Annotated in this window: 17 protein-coding genes and 1 other RNA gene; 8 read left to right on the top strand and 10 right to left on the bottom strand. The window is 62.4% G+C overall.

From position 1 onward, the window contains the following. Positions 1–178 precede the first annotated feature (178 nt). Positions 179–685 carry a hypothetical protein gene (locus VKT51_03065; protein HLJ83142.1) on the top strand — a complete coding sequence of 169 codons (507 nt, stop codon included), beginning with the start codon at positions 179–181 and terminating at the stop codon, positions 683–685. A gap of 186 nt (positions 686–871) precedes the next feature. Here the strand turns inward: VKT51_03065 and VKT51_03060 are convergent, their stop codons facing one another. After that, positions 872–1,480, bottom strand: coding sequence for a cation transporter (locus VKT51_03060; GenBank protein HLJ83141.1), 609 nt, complete (start codon positions 1,478–1,480; stop codon positions 872–874). 476 nt (positions 1,481–1,956) lie between these two features. Between VKT51_03060 and VKT51_03055 the strand changes: the two genes are divergently transcribed. The 3 genes from VKT51_03055 (at position 1,957) to VKT51_03045 (ending at position 3,634) form a co-directional block, all read left to right on the top strand. Beyond that, a complete protein-coding gene (locus VKT51_03055; protein HLJ83140.1) occupies positions 1,957–2,298 on the top strand; it encodes an antitoxin Xre/MbcA/ParS toxin-binding domain-containing protein in 342 nt (113 codons plus the stop codon). A 125-nt stretch (positions 2,299–2,423) separates the two neighbouring features. Continuing rightward, entirely contained in the window at positions 2,424–2,846 is a 423-nt protein-coding gene (locus VKT51_03050; GenBank protein ID HLJ83139.1) for an STAS domain-containing protein, read from the top strand. Positions 2,847–3,115: 269 nt separating this feature from the next. Next, a complete protein-coding gene (locus VKT51_03045) occupies positions 3,116–3,634 on the top strand; it encodes a hemerythrin domain-containing protein (protein HLJ83138.1) in 519 nt (172 codons plus the stop codon). A gap of 83 nt (positions 3,635–3,717) precedes the next feature. Here VKT51_03045 and VKT51_03040 read toward each other — a convergent pair whose 3' ends face one another. Genes VKT51_03040 through VKT51_03030 form a run of 3 tightly spaced genes read right to left on the bottom strand, consistent with a single transcriptional unit; the run spans position 3,718 to position 7,423 of the window. After that, positions 3,718–4,158, bottom strand: a complete 441-nt coding sequence (locus VKT51_03040; protein ID HLJ83137.1) for a GNAT family N-acetyltransferase — start codon at positions 4,156–4,158, stop codon at positions 3,718–3,720. 13 nt (positions 4,159–4,171) lie between these two features. Further along, positions 4,172–4,750 (bottom strand): DUF3152 domain-containing protein, encoded by a 579-nt coding sequence (locus VKT51_03035; GenBank protein HLJ83136.1) that lies wholly within the window; start codon positions 4,748–4,750, stop codon positions 4,172–4,174. A 3-nt stretch (positions 4,751–4,753) separates the two neighbouring features. Next, on the bottom strand, positions 4,754–7,423 hold the full coding sequence (locus VKT51_03030) for a zinc-dependent metalloprotease (protein HLJ83135.1): 2,670 nt from the start codon (positions 7,421–7,423) through the stop codon (positions 4,754–4,756). Positions 7,424–7,517: 94 nt separating this feature from the next. Between VKT51_03030 and rnpB the strand changes: the two genes are divergently transcribed. Continuing rightward, positions 7,518–7,897: RNase P RNA component class A (gene rnpB, locus VKT51_03025), an RNA gene on the top strand. A 335-nt stretch (positions 7,898–8,232) separates the two neighbouring features. Here the strand turns inward: rnpB and VKT51_03020 are convergent. Next, positions 8,233–8,631: a DUF2203 domain-containing protein gene (locus VKT51_03020; protein ID HLJ83134.1), complete on the bottom strand. Its 399-nt coding sequence runs from the start codon at positions 8,629–8,631 to the stop codon at positions 8,233–8,235. 85 nt (positions 8,632–8,716) lie between these two features. Between VKT51_03020 and rapZ the strand changes: the two genes are divergently transcribed. Together rapZ and VKT51_03010 are read left to right on the top strand one after the other, a co-directional pair. After that, positions 8,717–9,592 carry an RNase adapter RapZ gene (rapZ, locus tag VKT51_03015; protein HLJ83133.1) on the top strand — a complete coding sequence of 292 codons (876 nt, stop codon included), beginning with the start codon at positions 8,717–8,719 and terminating at the stop codon, positions 9,590–9,592. Further along, complete coding sequence (locus VKT51_03010) at positions 9,579–10,940, top strand: gluconeogenesis factor YvcK family protein (GenBank protein ID HLJ83132.1); 1,362 nt, start codon at positions 9,579–9,581, stop codon at positions 10,938–10,940. Before rapZ ends, VKT51_03010 begins: the two co-directional genes overlap by 14 nt. Here VKT51_03010 and VKT51_03005 read toward each other — a convergent pair. From VKT51_03005 to VKT51_02985, 5 genes are all read right to left on the bottom strand, one after another. Next, entirely contained in the window at positions 10,935–12,065 is a 1,131-nt protein-coding gene (locus VKT51_03005) for a glycerate kinase (protein HLJ83131.1), read from the bottom strand. The two genes, VKT51_03010 and VKT51_03005, sit on opposite strands and share 6 nt — an antisense overlap. A 26-nt stretch (positions 12,066–12,091) precedes the next feature. Beyond that, positions 12,092–12,922: an IclR family transcriptional regulator gene (locus VKT51_03000; GenBank protein ID HLJ83130.1), complete on the bottom strand. Its 831-nt coding sequence runs from the start codon at positions 12,920–12,922 to the stop codon at positions 12,092–12,094. Positions 12,923–13,026: 104 nt separating this feature from the next. Next, positions 13,027–13,389, bottom strand: coding sequence for a carboxypeptidase-like regulatory domain-containing protein (locus VKT51_02995; GenBank protein ID HLJ83129.1), 363 nt, complete (start codon positions 13,387–13,389; stop codon positions 13,027–13,029). Between the two features lie 83 nt (positions 13,390–13,472). Next, a complete protein-coding gene (locus tag VKT51_02990) occupies positions 13,473–13,637 on the bottom strand; it encodes a hypothetical protein (protein ID HLJ83128.1) in 165 nt (54 codons plus the stop codon). Between the two features lie 28 nt (positions 13,638–13,665). Continuing rightward, positions 13,666–14,502: an SCO family protein gene (locus VKT51_02985; protein HLJ83127.1), complete on the bottom strand. Its 837-nt coding sequence runs from the start codon at positions 14,500–14,502 to the stop codon at positions 13,666–13,668. On the opposite strand from VKT51_02985, the gene VKT51_02980 reads away from it, so the two are divergent. Beyond that, positions 14,495–15,097, top strand: coding sequence for a hypothetical protein (locus VKT51_02980; GenBank protein HLJ83126.1), 603 nt, complete (start codon positions 14,495–14,497; stop codon positions 15,095–15,097). The genes VKT51_02985 and VKT51_02980 overlap by 8 nt on opposite strands. Positions 15,098–15,161: the final 64 nt, after the last annotated feature.

Below are 15,161 nucleotides of genomic sequence, written 5' to 3'. Positions count from 1 at the left end.
ATGGCATGCAAGAGGTCAACGGTTCGACCCCGTTATCCTCCACAATTTAGACTCGGAGGCGAGTGGAATGCGCGCAGCGCGAAGTTTGACGCTCGCGATATTCGTCTTTGCTGCCCTTTTGGTGCAGCCGGCGCCGGCGTCTACGGCTTCGCCCGCGATCGTAAGCAAGCTAGAGAATGTGGCGTACTACCTTAAGACGGTTCCGGACGACACCGGCACGGGTCTTCCTTTCGCCGACTTTAGGCGATCGAGCGTGTCAACCGACACCCGCACGGGCATCGCCCAACTGAGGCTGCGCAGCCGGAAAAGCGGCGAGATTTCGGTCGTCACCTTCAGGGTCTTCGGATCTCCAGCCGACGCGCGTCGCGAATTCGCGAACATCAAGGGCTCGTGGCCGCTGCCCGCTGCGTCGTCTACGGAAATGGATGACGGAGGCACCTTTGATTTCGACTACGGTAAAGAAAAGTACCCGTTCGAAGCTGTAGCGCAATACTCCAGAGTGCTCGGCGAAGAAGCGGCGGTCTGCCGCGCCGTCGTCGGGTCATCCATCATTTCTGCCACGGCATCAATGCCTTTTGCCGGAAGATCGTTCGACACGAGCGACCGTGCATTCGTGGGACTGCGTGATAAGGTTGCCGAGCTTGTGGACGTGGGTATCTGGTACACGCCGGTCCCGGCACTGTGACTTAGCGGTCACCCCTCAAGGATGAGCTTCGCGCGCAGCCCTAACGACCGATATCTAGCGACTCGCCGATAAGTCTTTCTGGAAACAGTCAGCGCAAAGCCGCAGGTCATTGACAAAGACATCTTGTTTAGCGGATATGCGTGAGCCCGTGCTCGCGCGATCCTCGTCGCCCGCCGAAGGCTCACGCTAAGAAAGAGCTTCACCTTTCCACGCTTTCGCGCCCTCGGCGACGAGAATGACAGCCACTAACAGCGAAGCCGTGCCGTCGAGCCACCAAATCGGATAGAATCTAGCGATAAGAAGACTCGCCAATACAATTGCAGCTAGATACCAACAGACCGCATTTCCTATTGCGTCGGCGAGAAGCGCTCGGCTCTTGATGCTTCGAGCGATCCGTGACTTGGCGGTCGCGAGCGGAAACATCACCGGTATCGTCGCTATCGTGAGCCAGATCCCAAGACCAGAAAGTTTGGCTTGGTTATGCGTCACCAGGCTCCATAAAGCGTCGGCGCTGACATAGAGGGCGGCAAACAGCAGGAGCGCGCCCACAAATCGCGCCGCCCTAAGCTCATCTCGTTCGCCGAAAGTTAGCCCCGCGAGCTCCTTGTTTAGCCTACGAAGTAGAGCGTACGCGCACACCAATTCGACGATGCTATCCAAGCCAAATGCCGTTAAAGAAACGCTCCGAGAGATCGTCCCAAAGGTCGTGCCCAGCGCTCCGGCGACAATGGTCCAGACCATCGTAACCCATTCTAGGAATACTGCGCGCCTCAATAGGCCGAGGTCCAACGTCACCTAACCGCGTCGCCTTGCGAATAATTTAATTGATTGGCCATGGCCAACTTCTTGGCATAGGCCGCAAATTGCACCTGGCCCGCACCGAATGGCCATTACCCGTGTTGGAACTGCGTTGATTCTAGAGTCTGGTGTTCATCTTGCGACTGCGGCAGTGAGCGCTCATCGCGAAAGTCTTGAATGTTTGCGGCCAAAGACGGTGCCGACGGCAATGGCTGAGTCGGCGAAGTCCGCGATTGCGCTGAGCCCACTGGCTGATCCGTCGTTCGGCGCCGAAACTTGAGTCCAGGCCCGTCCGTGTCGCTCGCGGCTTTCCGGGACACTTACAACCTTGATTATGGCCAGTTTGGGCTGGCCTCTTGCGCGACACCAGGGGCCATGCTATAGTGATTCACATCCCATTCCACAGGTCGAATCCCTGGGTGAAACACATGCAAGATAGTGTACTGACTGGGGTCGAGTCTCACAACCACGCGATGGCCATACCCATCACGCAGGTGGTGAAAGAACTCGTCGACTTCCTCGGCGCTCCGACGGTCGCCGCGATCGGCGGCGTCAAGGAGACCCGCGCGGTCCAGCAATGGATGGAAAACCGCGAGCCGCAACGGCCGCATGTCCTACGGCTTGCCCTGCAGCTGGCATCGATGATCGCGATGACAGGCCAAAAGTCCATGGCACAGGCGTGGTTCAACGGCGCAAACCCCGCGCTCGGCGGTGAGAGCCCCTTGTTGTTGATGCGCACGCGTCCTCTTGAGGAGATCCAGAGCACGCTGCTCACTTCTGCGCGGTCGTTTGCTTCGCGGCTCGGTGAGGATTAGCGCGATCGCTTCCCGCCGTAAATAACAGCCCCAAACACATGCAAGGTCGCACTCTGTATGCCGCGGCAAAGCGAGCGTTGAGTCACAGCTAGTAATCCTCCACCGGTTCGTGCGATGATTCGCGTATGAACCAAAAAGCGCGTGCACTCCCTTACTCCCACGACGATCCGGCCGACCTCATCGTCGTTCGCGACGACGTCGAGGGCATTTCGATCCTTCATGTCTTCGCCAATCTCGATCTAGAGAATGCCGGCGCCCTGGCGGAAGAAATCAAGGTATTTCCAAGATCTCGTCCGCTTATCGTGGACTTATCGAAATGTAATTTTATCGACGGCGCGTGCGTGGAACAACTTGCGCGGGCTTACGCAGACCGGGGCGATCGCTTTGGAATTGTCGTACAGCCTGGGAGCTGGATCGAGCGGGTTCTGCAGATGGTCCAACCGCTGCGCGAACTACCGCTGGCGACGTCAGATCACGAGGCGTTACCACGATTTTGCGCTCCGAAGCCGAAGTCGAAGCCGTTCCTTTCCGTGGCTGCTTCATTATGATATGCCCACTCTGTTCAGCAGATCGGACTCCCGCCGTCCGGATTGAACACTGGATCGTCTGTGAAGAATGTCAGAGCGCACCGGCGATCGATGCCGCGGCGAACTACATGCGCGAAGGCGACCTTGAAAAAGCTCGCCGTTGCATGATAGAGCGGCGAATAGCGCCGGCCGGTTCGGAACCCATAAACACAGCGGTTGCGTGAGGCGACCGCACCAACGCATCGCCGCGCGGTAGGGAATCGCGCGGGGCGCGCCCCATCTTCAGTTCTGTGCCCACATCCGATAGCAACGAGGAAACGGAGCTCGGGCGAGCGCTCTTCGAGGAGCTGCTCTGGGTGCACGGCATGGTGCGCCGTGATCTGAACGCCGTCAGGCGGCTAGCAGACGATACCGCAGCCGGATCGAGTGCAGAAGATCTTAAAGCCGAGATTCACGACCTAAAGACGAACGGGCACTTGTGGCGGCTGAAGCTCGGCTGTCTGCGCTACTGCCGGTTCGTCCACTCGCACCACAACCTCGAGGACGTCGCGTTATTTCCCGTCCTGCGCGGCAGCAATCCCGCCCTCGGCTCTGTCGTCGATAAGCTCGAACACGACCACAGGAGAGTCTCGCATCTCTTGGACGGCGTGGAGACCGCCGCGAACTCACTGTCGATCAAAGACGAAGGTTCAACGCGCGAACGATTGCGCGACGCATTGCTCAAACTGAGTGAGGAACTGCTCGCGCACCTAGAATTCGAGGAACGCAATGAAGGTCCGACGATCCGCCGGTTGCACGCGTTCCCCTGACTCAGGACATGGCCTATTCGGGCTAGGGCACGCCTCACGACGTGAATCGTACCCGGCAACTTCAAAGAAAACGTAAAATTTAGTTAAGTGCGCCTGATCGGTTTGACGAACACGAGTTCCGGATCGCCCGGATCGATGTTGTCGATGCGACCGGTGGCCCGGAACCCCCAGCGCTTGAGGGCTTGTCGCATCGTTTGGTTTGAAGCGTTCGTCGAGGTGAAGAGGTCCGCGCCGGCACAGCGCTTTTCCACCGCCCGCAGCAGCGCCGTTGCAACGCCGCTTCGCCGACACCACGGTTCGACGATCAACAGCGCGAGGAAATCGCGCTGGAAGAAATGCCGGTGATGGATCGCAAAACCCGCGAGGACGCCGTCGCGTTCGGCGACGAGCGCGTGGCCGGCGCGGAGCTGCTCGTCGTACCAGGCGGTCGACCTGGGCGTTCCCAGAACGAGGCCATCCAACGCAAGCATAAAAGGACGATCTTCGGCGACACCATCGCGTACCCGCAGAAACGACGCCGTCATGCGCCGCCGCGCCTCAGTTGAGGCCCGTCACGCCGAGGATGCGCGCCGCGGCCAAGCGTTCCGTCGCGAGGGGCCACGGGTTGGGAAGACAGGGGGACGGCCCTTTTGATTGCTGCATCATGACGGGTCCCGCGGCACCAGCCGCGGGGCAGGCTGCGTGGTCGAAACCAAGCCAATGGCCGGTTTCGTGGTTCACCACCATGATGCGATACAAGGATAGGTCCCCGATCCAATATGGAGATCCGTCCGCGAAGCGACGTTCGTTGATGACGACGTCGCGTCCGACCGTGCAACTCCACCTCGGACTGCAGTCGCTTGAAAAGGTGGTCATCGCATCGGGCGCGGCAAGCCAGAGCGTGAACTTTCCACCGCTCGTCACGCGCTTGAAGCGCACGCGTCCCCAGAGCGACCAGCCGCGCGGATCCGCAAACGCCTGATCGGCTGTCGCAGCAAGCGACGCGACTGCGTGCGCGGACACGCCGCGAGCAGCGATCGAATATGTTATCTCGACCTGCGCGGCAGCGGCAGGACTTCCCGCATTCGCAAGCGTGAACGCCATCGCGCAGAACCAACCGAGGAGAAACCGTCGCATCGGTCATTGCCCGGAAAGCATGGTCGCGTGCAGTGCTTGACTTACCTCGGTGCGTATGTCTTCGAAGTTCGCTTGCGTCGTCTCGTCGGCCACGCCATTCGACAGCGCGGTATTTAATTGATCTTGCAGCATGCTGAGATGATGGCGGGCTAGCGCGCTCGCGTCGGACGGGGTGCCGCGCTCCGGATGCAGCATGATGCCGATCAACATCTCCGCGTAGTAATGCTGCAGGGCTCGGTGCACTTCAGGCACAGCCACGGTGCGGGCCGAACCAAAATCGTCCCAAACGGCTCCGTCCGTCCAATCGAAGAGATCCGCTAAACTCATCGTGCTCGAGGGCGGCGACGCGACGGCTTGAATGCCATCGAGGCGCGCAAGCACGGTCGGTTGCCACATCTGGCGCAGCAATATCGCCTGATACGCTTCTGCGAACTCGTCGACCGGAAGATCGAGGCGGCCGCTCGCATTTGGATCGCTCTGCCAATGCGCGAAGCGATCGGCGCCCAGGCTCTGGAGCAGGGCCGGCGGATATGCGAACGCATCGTCGGCGAAAACGTTCTTCGCAAGCAGGTCGAAGGCGCGGCGCTCATCTGCGCGCGCGACGGGCCGAAAGGGTGCCACCGCCCCCGGATCGCCGCGATGGTTGCGCGAGAAATACTCTCCGCCGATGTAGTGCGTCGCAAACGTGGCGCTCCGATACCAGTCGTTCAGCGTCACGAGCATCCCCGTGCGGACGTCCTGAAAGCTGTTCCCGGTCGAAGGCAACCGCGTCGTCAACGTGGCGAAAAGATGACGGTCGATCGTCAGCTGATTGGCGACAAATGCGAGCGGGTCGCTGCCAAGCTTGAACGCGCCCACGCGTGGATCGGTCGCGAATCCTTCCTCCCAGTCGGCGTCTTCGTCCGTCGCATAGATCAGGTCGTGCGCGGCCGCGCCGGCAGCTATCTTCTTCAGCGCCGATCGCTCATCTTCGGGCGTACGAGCAGCGATATGCTGATAACCGTACTTGATGCTGAAGTAATCCGCCGGCCCAAGCCGCGTCTGAAAGTATGCGCCCTGCGGCTGACCGTGCGGCGACAGGTTCAGCGGCGTGTAGTCCATCACCGAACCGACGAGGCCGTGAGCCGCAGTGAATTTCGGGTCATGCAGTTGCGCCAGCGAATAGATGGTATCGCTTGCAAAATTGTGGCGCAGCCCGAGATTGTGGCCCGATTCGTGCAAGACGACGGATTGGATGAACGCATTCGTAAAAGACTGCGGAATCGCCCCAGACGGGCCGAACTTGTCGTCCAGGGAAAGAGCCAACGCGCCCCACGCGTATTGCTGCTGCTCGCCAGATCCGTAGTCGCATTCGTTGAACGTGCAGGGCCGCGCCGCGGCCGGCAGTGCGCCCTTTGTCGGCGCGACGAAGTTCTCAAACGACCCGACGCCATAGCGCGCGAGGTTGCCGTCGATCACGACGTCGGAGCGAAAGATCTCTCCGGTCAATGGATTGGCTAAGCTCGGACCGTACGCGAATGCGGAATCCGGACTGACGACCCAGCGCACGACGGAATACCGTACGTCGTCCGGATCCCACGCGGGGTCGTTGGGCTGCATGCGGACTTGCACCGCATTGGTAATGCCGATTGCGGCGAACGCATCGTTCCACGTCAGCAGTGCACGCCGGATCGGCTCACGATAGGCGAACGGCACATCGTTTGCGATGTAATAGACGATGGGGTTTTTCGCCGGCGAGACGCGGGCGCGGGGATCGGCTTTTTGGATGTTCCATCGCTCGATATAGCGGACGAAACTCGTCGAGCCGTGCGGATCATCGTACTGGCGGCGCGCGGTGATGAAATAGCCCACGCGGTCGTCGGCGAGTCGAGGCATGTAACCGTCGTTCGGCAGATCCACGATGCTGTAACTGACGCGAACGAAGAGGCTGCGCGCGTCGGGTACCGTGTCGATCGAACCGGGTGTCGACGACGAATACGTCAAGTCGGATTCAATGTCGATGTTGTTCGGAAACGCCTTCGTCGGGCCGAAGAAGCTCAACCGCGGATCGAGACGGTAGCGTACGAACGGATTGCCGGAGCCAGGCGGCCCGTTGATGGCGTCTGCCAGATCTTCGAGGTCGGTCAGAAAGAGATCCGCTCCGATGACGAGATCGCCCGAGCTTTGGTCGATGGCGACGATCGGCTGCGAGTCGAGGACGGAAGGCGGATACGAGATATCTACAGCACGCTCTTGAGGGCTGCCGGAACTTGCTTTGCCGTACGGATTTTCCGCTTGCAGAATCACGTTGTCGCCGACGCGACGGAAGCTGATGAGGATCGGGTCGAACTCGATGCCGGCAAAGAGCGCTTCGCCTAATCCGCTCGCCAGGATCGGTGCAATCATGTACGTGTGGTCGAGTTGGGTGGGGGCCAATTGCAGAAAGACGCGCCCGTGTTTGCGCCAGACGGTGAAGAGCCCCGACTGAGACGTCGCACCATCGGCGAACCGCTCGTACGGCATCTGGCCTTCGCTGGGCGGTCGTGTGGGCGCGGGTGTCGCGGTCGCGCTCGAGACCGGGGTCGGAGTCGCCTGCGGTACAGCGACTGCGGGAGCGCCGGCGGCTGCGCCGATGACGACTACCGACACAATAACGCCGGCAATGATCGCCGGCATGAGACGCGACGCGTGCATGCAAACCCTCCGGTTCGCCGTCCTACGACGGGCCGGCGAGAAACTCATTGAGACGGCGCGGCATAGCGCGAAAGTGTGCTATACTGCGATGTGCCGAGCGCGCCGGGTGATCGCGAGCCTTCGCAAGGAGGCTTGAGGAAAGTCCGGGCTCCATAGGGCAACGGTGCTGGCTAACGGCCTGTCGGGGTGACCCGAAGGAAAGTGCCACAGAAACAAACCGCCGCGCGCTTGCGCGCGGTAAGGGTGAAATGGTGCGGTAAGAGCGCACCGGCCGCGGTGAGAATCGCGGGCCGGGCAAACCCCACCGGGAGCAAGACGGAAAGGGATTCGCCGCGTTCGCGCGGCGCGAGCTGCCCGCTCGATTCCCAAACAGCGTCGCATCAGCCGCCTGGCGACAGGCGTCGCAGAGAGATGGTCGCCGCCGCACCCACGCGGTGCGTGCACAGAACCCGGCTTACAGGCGCGTCTCGGCAACATCGCTCGATCAAACAACTCACATCACGGCGTGCCCCGCGACACCGGCGATGTCTGCGCCGGGGACGCGGCGGAACATCGGGATAGTTGAGCTCCGCCGCTCGACTTAGGCGGCTCTCGCCGCCTCAGACGCCCCGGCTATCGACATCGCCGGTGTCGCCGTGTCGCTCCGTTCCGACTCGCCATGTCCGCACGGCATGCCCAAGCGAGGCGTTGAACGAGGAGCGAAGCCATGGATGGCGAGAGCGACGAAGTGAACCGAGCGACGGAGCGAGCTGGATGCGAGCGAGGGAGCGTCCTCGCGCGGCATGCCGTGCGGTATATTGGGGGGCCGACTAGCGGCGGCGGCGAGAGATGGGTTTGCGGGCGGCGAATCCTTCATCGACGCCGTGCCAAAACGTGATGGATTGTTCGCCGGCTTTCCAACACAGGTTCACGAGCTGACCGCTGCGCAGCGCCGGAAAATCGAGCAGACCCATCCCCACATCTTTGACGATGCAGCCATGCGACTCGATCCGTTCGATGAGCGCGACGAGCGCGGCTTGCAATTCATGCGCTTGACGTTCTTGCAGCGAAGCGCGATGCGCACCCGTCGCATCCGAAACCATCGTCTTCGCCGTCTGCGCCTCTAGCAATTTGATCGCGGCGTCGCGCCGCATGCAGATCAGCTCGTCGACCAGAGGCCGCACGACGTCGAGGAGCGCCGTGGCCTCGTCCAACCGGAAAACCTTCACGCGCGTGCCCCTTTACTGCTCGCTGTTGCGCCGCGCAGTTCGCCTGAGGCGGGGCAAACTCCGGCATTGGGCCAATATGTGGAGCGTGACACACACACAGGCGCCGGCGACGCAGTTCGTCATCGTCACGGGCCTCTCGGGAGCGGGCAAGAGCCAGGCCGCGAAGTGCCTCGAAGATCTCGGATATTTCTGCGTTGACAACTTGCCGCCTGGATTGATCCCGAAGTTCGCCGAGCTTGTCGGCGGCAGCCGGGGTCTGCGCAAGGCCGCGCTCGTGCTCGATATCCGCGGCGAAGAGATCTTCGGCGATCTCCTCGGCCAGCTTCAGCTGCTGAAGGATAACGGCGTCGGATACCGCCTCATCTTCCTCGATGCAAGCGATGAAGTGCTCGTGCGGCGATTTTCGGAGACGCGCCGGAAACATCCGTTGGCCGACGGCGGCCGCCTCATCGATAGCATCATCCATGAGCGCACGGAACTAAAACCGGTACGCGATGCGGCGGATGTCATCATCGACACGTCCGCGCTGACGCTCTCGGCCCTCAAAGAAAAACTCGGTCACGCGGTTGCCGGTTCGACCGGCGAGGGCTCGATGACCGTCTCCGTCGTCGCCTTCGGCTTCAAGCACGGCGTCCCGCTCGATGCGGATCTCGTCTTCGACGTGCGCTTTCTTCCGAATCCGAACTATGTCAATGAACTTCAGCCGCTCGATGGAACGCACCCGAAGGTGATAGCGTTCTTAGCGGACGTCGAAGAGGTGCGCGATTTCAAGCGCGAGCTCTACCGCTTTGTCGACTTTCTCCTGCCTCGTTTCATCCGCGAAGGAAAAGCGCATCTGACCATCGCCATCGGCTGCACGGGCGGACGACATCGTTCTGTCTACCTCGCCAATGAACTCGTCGCGCACCTGAGCCAGGCCGGAATCCAAGCGTTCGTGGAGCGGCGCGATGCAAAAGAGTAAGGCATCCGCAGCTCTAGGCCGGTTCGGTCGCTGGCTCTCGCCGGGCATGAAGCTCAAGCGCTGGCTCATACTGGCGATCATCGGCGGCTTCTTCTTTCTCGACGGATTTGGACGCGTCCTAAATGCCCACTTCTACAACTTTCACATCAATGAGACGATCGACCAAGTGCTGCTGCCGTGGCTCGGCGGCCCCGCACTGCAGTGGATCTTCATGTGCATCGGCATCGTGCTTGTCTACTACGGCCTGCGGCAATGGATGCGCTCCATCGTCGCCGCGCTCTCGCCCGAAGCCGGTACGCGTCTCATCGAGACTATCTATGAGGCACGCAGATTGGACCGCGGCCTTCGGATAGCGGTGGTGGGCGGAGGAACCGGTCTCTCGACCGTGCTCCGCGGCCTGAAACCGTACACGTCGAATCTCTCGGCGATCGTCACTGTGACCGACGACGGCGGCTCGAGCGGGCGCTTGCGCCAGGAACTGGGCGTCTTGCCGCCCGGCGATATCCGAAACTGCCTCGTGGCGCTCGCCGACAGCGAATCGATGATGGCCGATCTCTTCCAATACCGTTTCCACGAGGGCGACGGATTGTCGGGCCACTCGTTCGGCAATCTCTTCATCGCCGCCATGTGCGGTATCGCCGGCGATTTCGATCGCGCGATCAAAGAGAGCAGCCGCGTATTGGCGATCAAAGGGCGCGTTCTACCGGCAACACTTGCCAACGTGGGGCTTGAAGCCGATCTCGACGATGGCACCACAGTGCGCGGCGAGTCGTCGATATCTAGGGCGACCGCTCGAATCCAGCGAGTCCGCCTCGTTCCAGCCGGGTGCACCGGACTGCCGGAGGCGATCCAAGCGATCGAAGACGCGGATGCGATCATCCTCGGCCCGGGCAGTCTCTACACGAGCGTCATGCCGAACTTGCTGGTGCAGGGCATCACGGAAGCGATCGTCGCGTCCTCGGCTGTGAAAGTCTACGTCTGCAACATCATGACGCAGCCCGGAGAGACCGACGGCATGACGGCGAGCGAGCACGTCAATACGCTTTTGCGGGGGACTCACGCACGACTCGTCGACTATGCGCTTGTCAACGTCCAGCAGCCGCATAAGCTTGCGCGCGCGTACGAACGCGAGCGCGCTTTTGCCGTCTCGCCGGACTTCGATGCGATCGCGCCGCTCGGGGTCACGCCCGTGCCGGGAAGATTCCTGTCAGAGACTCACGTGCTGCGTCACGATCCCGAACGTCTCGGGCGCGCTATCGTCAAGCTGATCAACGACGTCCACGGCGCCTCGATGAACGGCTGGATCGAAGGCAGACAGAAGCCCGGCAACGCCGAGATCGGCTTATAGCGTCAGGGCGATCGCACGGCCCAAACGCTCGGCGGCATCTTCCGCCAGCGGCGCGGCACGCACCAACGCCTCCTCCAAGGTGATCGGAGCCACGACGATGCTCATCGCCGTCGCGAGGCCGAGTTCCGCGAGATCTGCCGCCGAACAGTCGAGAGATCCGGCGATGGCAACCGCCGGGATGTGCCGCTTGCCGGCGGCTCTCGCAACCGCGTAGGGCGCCTTCCCTTCGAGCGTCTGCCGGTCGATCCGCCCTTCGCCTGTGATCACGAGGTCTGCGCCGGCGACTCGTCCGGCAAAATTGATGGCATCCAGGACAAGATCCGCGCCCGGCTGCAGCCGCGCGCCGGCAAGCGCCAAGAATCCGAAGCCGATGCCGCCGGCTGCGCCCGCACCCGGCACATCGCGCATGCGGGCACCGGTATGGCGCTCGACGACGTCTGCGAACTTCGTGAGCGCGCCCTCCAGCGCCGCGACATCGGCCGGACTCGCGCCCTTCTGCGGCGCAAAGACTGCGGCCGCGCCCCGCCTGCCCAGAAGCGGGTTGTCGACATCTGAGGCGATGAGGATCTCGACATCCTTCAACCGTTGATCGAGCTCGGTCGTCTGAATCGTCTCCAGCTTCGTCAGCGCGGCGCCTCCCGAACCGATTTCCTTGCCGCTCGCGTCGAGGAAACGCGCTCCCAGCGCGGCGAGCGCGCCGGCTCCTCCGTCAGTCGTCGCAGAACCGCCGATCGCGAGGATCAGCCGCTTGCAGCCGCCCTCCAACGCTGCTGCGATCAGCTGCCCCGTGCCAAATGTGCTCGCCTGAAGCGCATCGTTCTTGCCTTGTGCCACGAGCGCGAGGCCGCTTGCGCGCGCCAGTTCGACGACTGCCCGGCCGTCCGGCAGCGCACCGTATGCCGCGCGGACATCCTTTCCGTCCGGGCCGCGGACCGTCGACTCGACGAAGTTCCCGCCGAGCGCATCAACAAGCGCCTGCGCGGTGCCATCTCCGCCGTCGGCGACCGGCACGACATCGATAGTCGCGCCCGGGAACGCGCGCGCGAGACCGCGCGCCATCGCGTTGCCGGCTTCGCGAGCGGTTAGCGAACCTTTGAATTTATCCGGAGCGATGACGATGCGCATGAGTCAGACGACTTCGCGACTTAGCGTCAGCCGATTGTGGACGTCTTCGGTCTGCCCGTGTAGCCAAGCTTTGCGGAGATCTCTTGCGCTGCTTGAACGACGTGCTTGACGATGCGATCGCGCTGCACGTTCTGTGCGCCGATCTTCGGCACGGATACGGAGATGGCTGCCACCGGCCGGCCCGAATAATTGAAGAGCGGCGCGCCGGCGCAGTAGAGACCTTCTTCTATCTCTTCGTTGTCTTCGGCGTAGCCCTGCCGGCGGATCTTCTCCAACTCTTGGCGCAGCAGATCCGGGTCGGTTATCGTGTTCTTCGTGTATCGAGCGAGGGGCTTTGCAGCGAGGATCCGATCCACGTCCGCGCGCTCCAAATGGGCGAGCAGCGCTTTGCCGATGCCCGTGCAGTGCAACGGACGCCGCGCGCCGATGTCGGCGTACATCCGCACCGACCGCCGGCCGTCGATCTTGTCGATGTAGACCAATTCAGCGTCGTCCAAAACGCCCAAGAACGCCGTCTCACCGAGCGCGTTGACGAGCTGCTCGAGATGCGGTTTCGCCACCGTATGGGCTTCCATCGATCGCAGGATACCGCAGCCGACCTCGAACGCGCGCATGCCGAGCGAATACCGAGCGTTGTCGGGATTCCATTTGACAAAGCCTCGTGCGCGGAGGGTCTGCAGAATGCGGTGGACGCTGCTCTTTGAGAGACCGATTGCTTGCCCGAGTTCCCGGACGCCGATCTCCTTGGTCTGCGTCCCCAAGTACTCCAGGATGACGAGGGCGCGGTCGACCGAGTTGACCTTGGATTCACCACGCTGCTTCGCGCCAGCGGGGATATCGCCGGAAGATAACGCCACGGTGTCCTCCATGCCAATTCCCAACGCTGTACGCGACGCGCCGGGTTCTAGGAACGGGACAGAGGTTCAGGGGTATTTGGAACGGTTCCTTCTGGCGAAACGCCTCACGGAGAGGGTTGGAGCTGGAAATCTGCCTCGTATTGCTGGCCGGCGAGGACGTGAACCGACTTGGGAGCAGGCAGCTGGAAGCCCGTCGCCTGGGTCACCGCTACCGTCTCATCGACACCCGGCGAATCGACGGGAACGTTCGTGATCCGATACTGGCCGTTCGCGTCTGTCGGCACGGAGACGACCACGGAAACCGTGACGATCGCGCCTTGGATAGGCTTACCGTTCGAAGCGTTCGTCACCGTTCCGAAAATGGTACCGTAATTGCCTTGGCCGACCGGACCGGGCCCCGTGCCGCACGCGGCTGCGGCGAGGCACGCCGCGACGAGAGCCGTACCGACAATTTTCTGACCTATCAAAATCGCGCTCCTAGACCGACTCTATCTGGATCATCTTGTTCAACGATTGAGGCTTCAGCAGCGTTCCGGGCAACCCTTCGCGGTCACTCCTTCCGGCGTCGGATGATCGCGATGTTATTGCTCTGGTTGTATGGCCCGAAGTGGACAAGTTCCCAGCCATCGTTCAGCACTTGTTGCAACTCGTCAAGCCAGGCTTTCGTCTTGCTCTCTCCGGCGAGCACGCCGTACTCCCACAGTGCTTCTGCCATGAGCTATGTCACCTCCCTCGAACGTGCATTAAGATCCGGTGGTAAAGAACTTGCGCGAAACCCAGACCATCGCCCAGGCGGACAGGCCGAAGATCGCGATCACGGCGACGAGGTCCGTAAGACCGGTTCTCCCGTTGACGACCCCGCCGCAGACGTATGCGACAGCTTGGCCAAGCGCTAAATCCATTCGATCCAGCGGGTTCGCCGCCAGGCCGGCGACGTTGCGTGCGTCCGAAGCGATGTCGTCCGGCGTCCATCCCGCTTCATCTATGACGTCCGCGATAGTCCCTTGTCCGTCGACGATAATCGTGCGATCGTTGTGCACGATCGTCCCACGGCCGTCGTCGATCGCCGAAACGCCGAGCGCGCGCTCGAAAAGTGCGATCGCCGTCGCGCTGCCGGTCAAGAGCGTCCAGCGCGCGGCGTCGACGTGGTGCGTCTTCGCGTACGCCGCCAGGACGCGGGGCGTATCCCGCTCCGGATCGACCGTGACTTCGATGAGATGAAAGCCCGCTTGCGGCAAACGCGATTCGAGGGCGCTGAACTTAGCGGTGACGAGCGGACACTCGTCTTTGCAGCTCGTGTAGATGAAACCGATCACGAGCGTATCGCCGCGAAAATCTCTGAGCGAGCGATGAGCGCCGGTCTGGTCGACGAGCGACGTGTCGGGGATGAGATCCCCGCGACCGAGCACGCGCTCGGGCGGTAAGCTGAACGGATTCGGCGGCGCCGCGAAAGCCGGCAGTGAAATGCCCGTAGCGGCGACGAACGATGCGAGCGCAAATGCCGCCAGGCCGCCTGGACGGGACGTAGCGCACTCCCGGGGAGTCTCGCGTCCCGCCCCGAATTTTACCATCGTGGACATCACGTTCACTCCCATCGCTCTGACTCCCGCCGAACGCCGCTCGACGCTCGTTCGCCGCGCATGGTTACCTTCGGAGCGCCGCGTCGTCGCGCGCGGGCTCGCCGGACGCGCCTTAACCGCTCTCGAGCCGGCCGCCATCGGCGCACTCTTGGCGTGGGCAGCCGTCGCGCTCGCGAATCGCGTGACGCCCAACGTCAGCCCGCCGGCTCACGATGCCCTGCCGATCGCCATCATCTTCGCGCCGGTCGCCGTCGCGTTCTTCGTCTACGCCGCGTGGCTCGTCCGCGATCCGATCATCGCGCTGCGCAAGACGTACGAACCTATCTTCATCGTAGACGGATACGTCCGCACTCGCGGCTGCGACGATCTCTCCGCGCGAGGATCCTGCGGCTATGTCGCCGTGCTAACCGCGGACGGCAGGATCGCCGGAGAGTGGCCCGCGATCGGTCCGGCGGAGTTCACGATGACCATGCGTCCGGCAATCGCCGAGTTCAGTGAGTTCGGCGGCATCCACGCGATCGACGGTCGATCCACCGGCATCCTCCCGCGCTCGTTCCCCGCGCTCGGCGTCGGCGCCAACCGCCCCCCAGCCTAACAGCCCCGCTCCGGCTCCGCAAACGCCGCACGCTACCGCCGCGCGGCACGCTCCGTCATCAGCG

The organism is Candidatus Eremiobacteraceae bacterium, from assembly GCA_035295225.1.
In the GTDB taxonomy this organism is placed as follows: domain Bacteria; phylum Vulcanimicrobiota; class Vulcanimicrobiia; order Eremiobacterales; family Eremiobacteraceae; genus JABCYQ01.
This window is presented reverse-complemented; position numbering and strand designations above follow the sequence as displayed.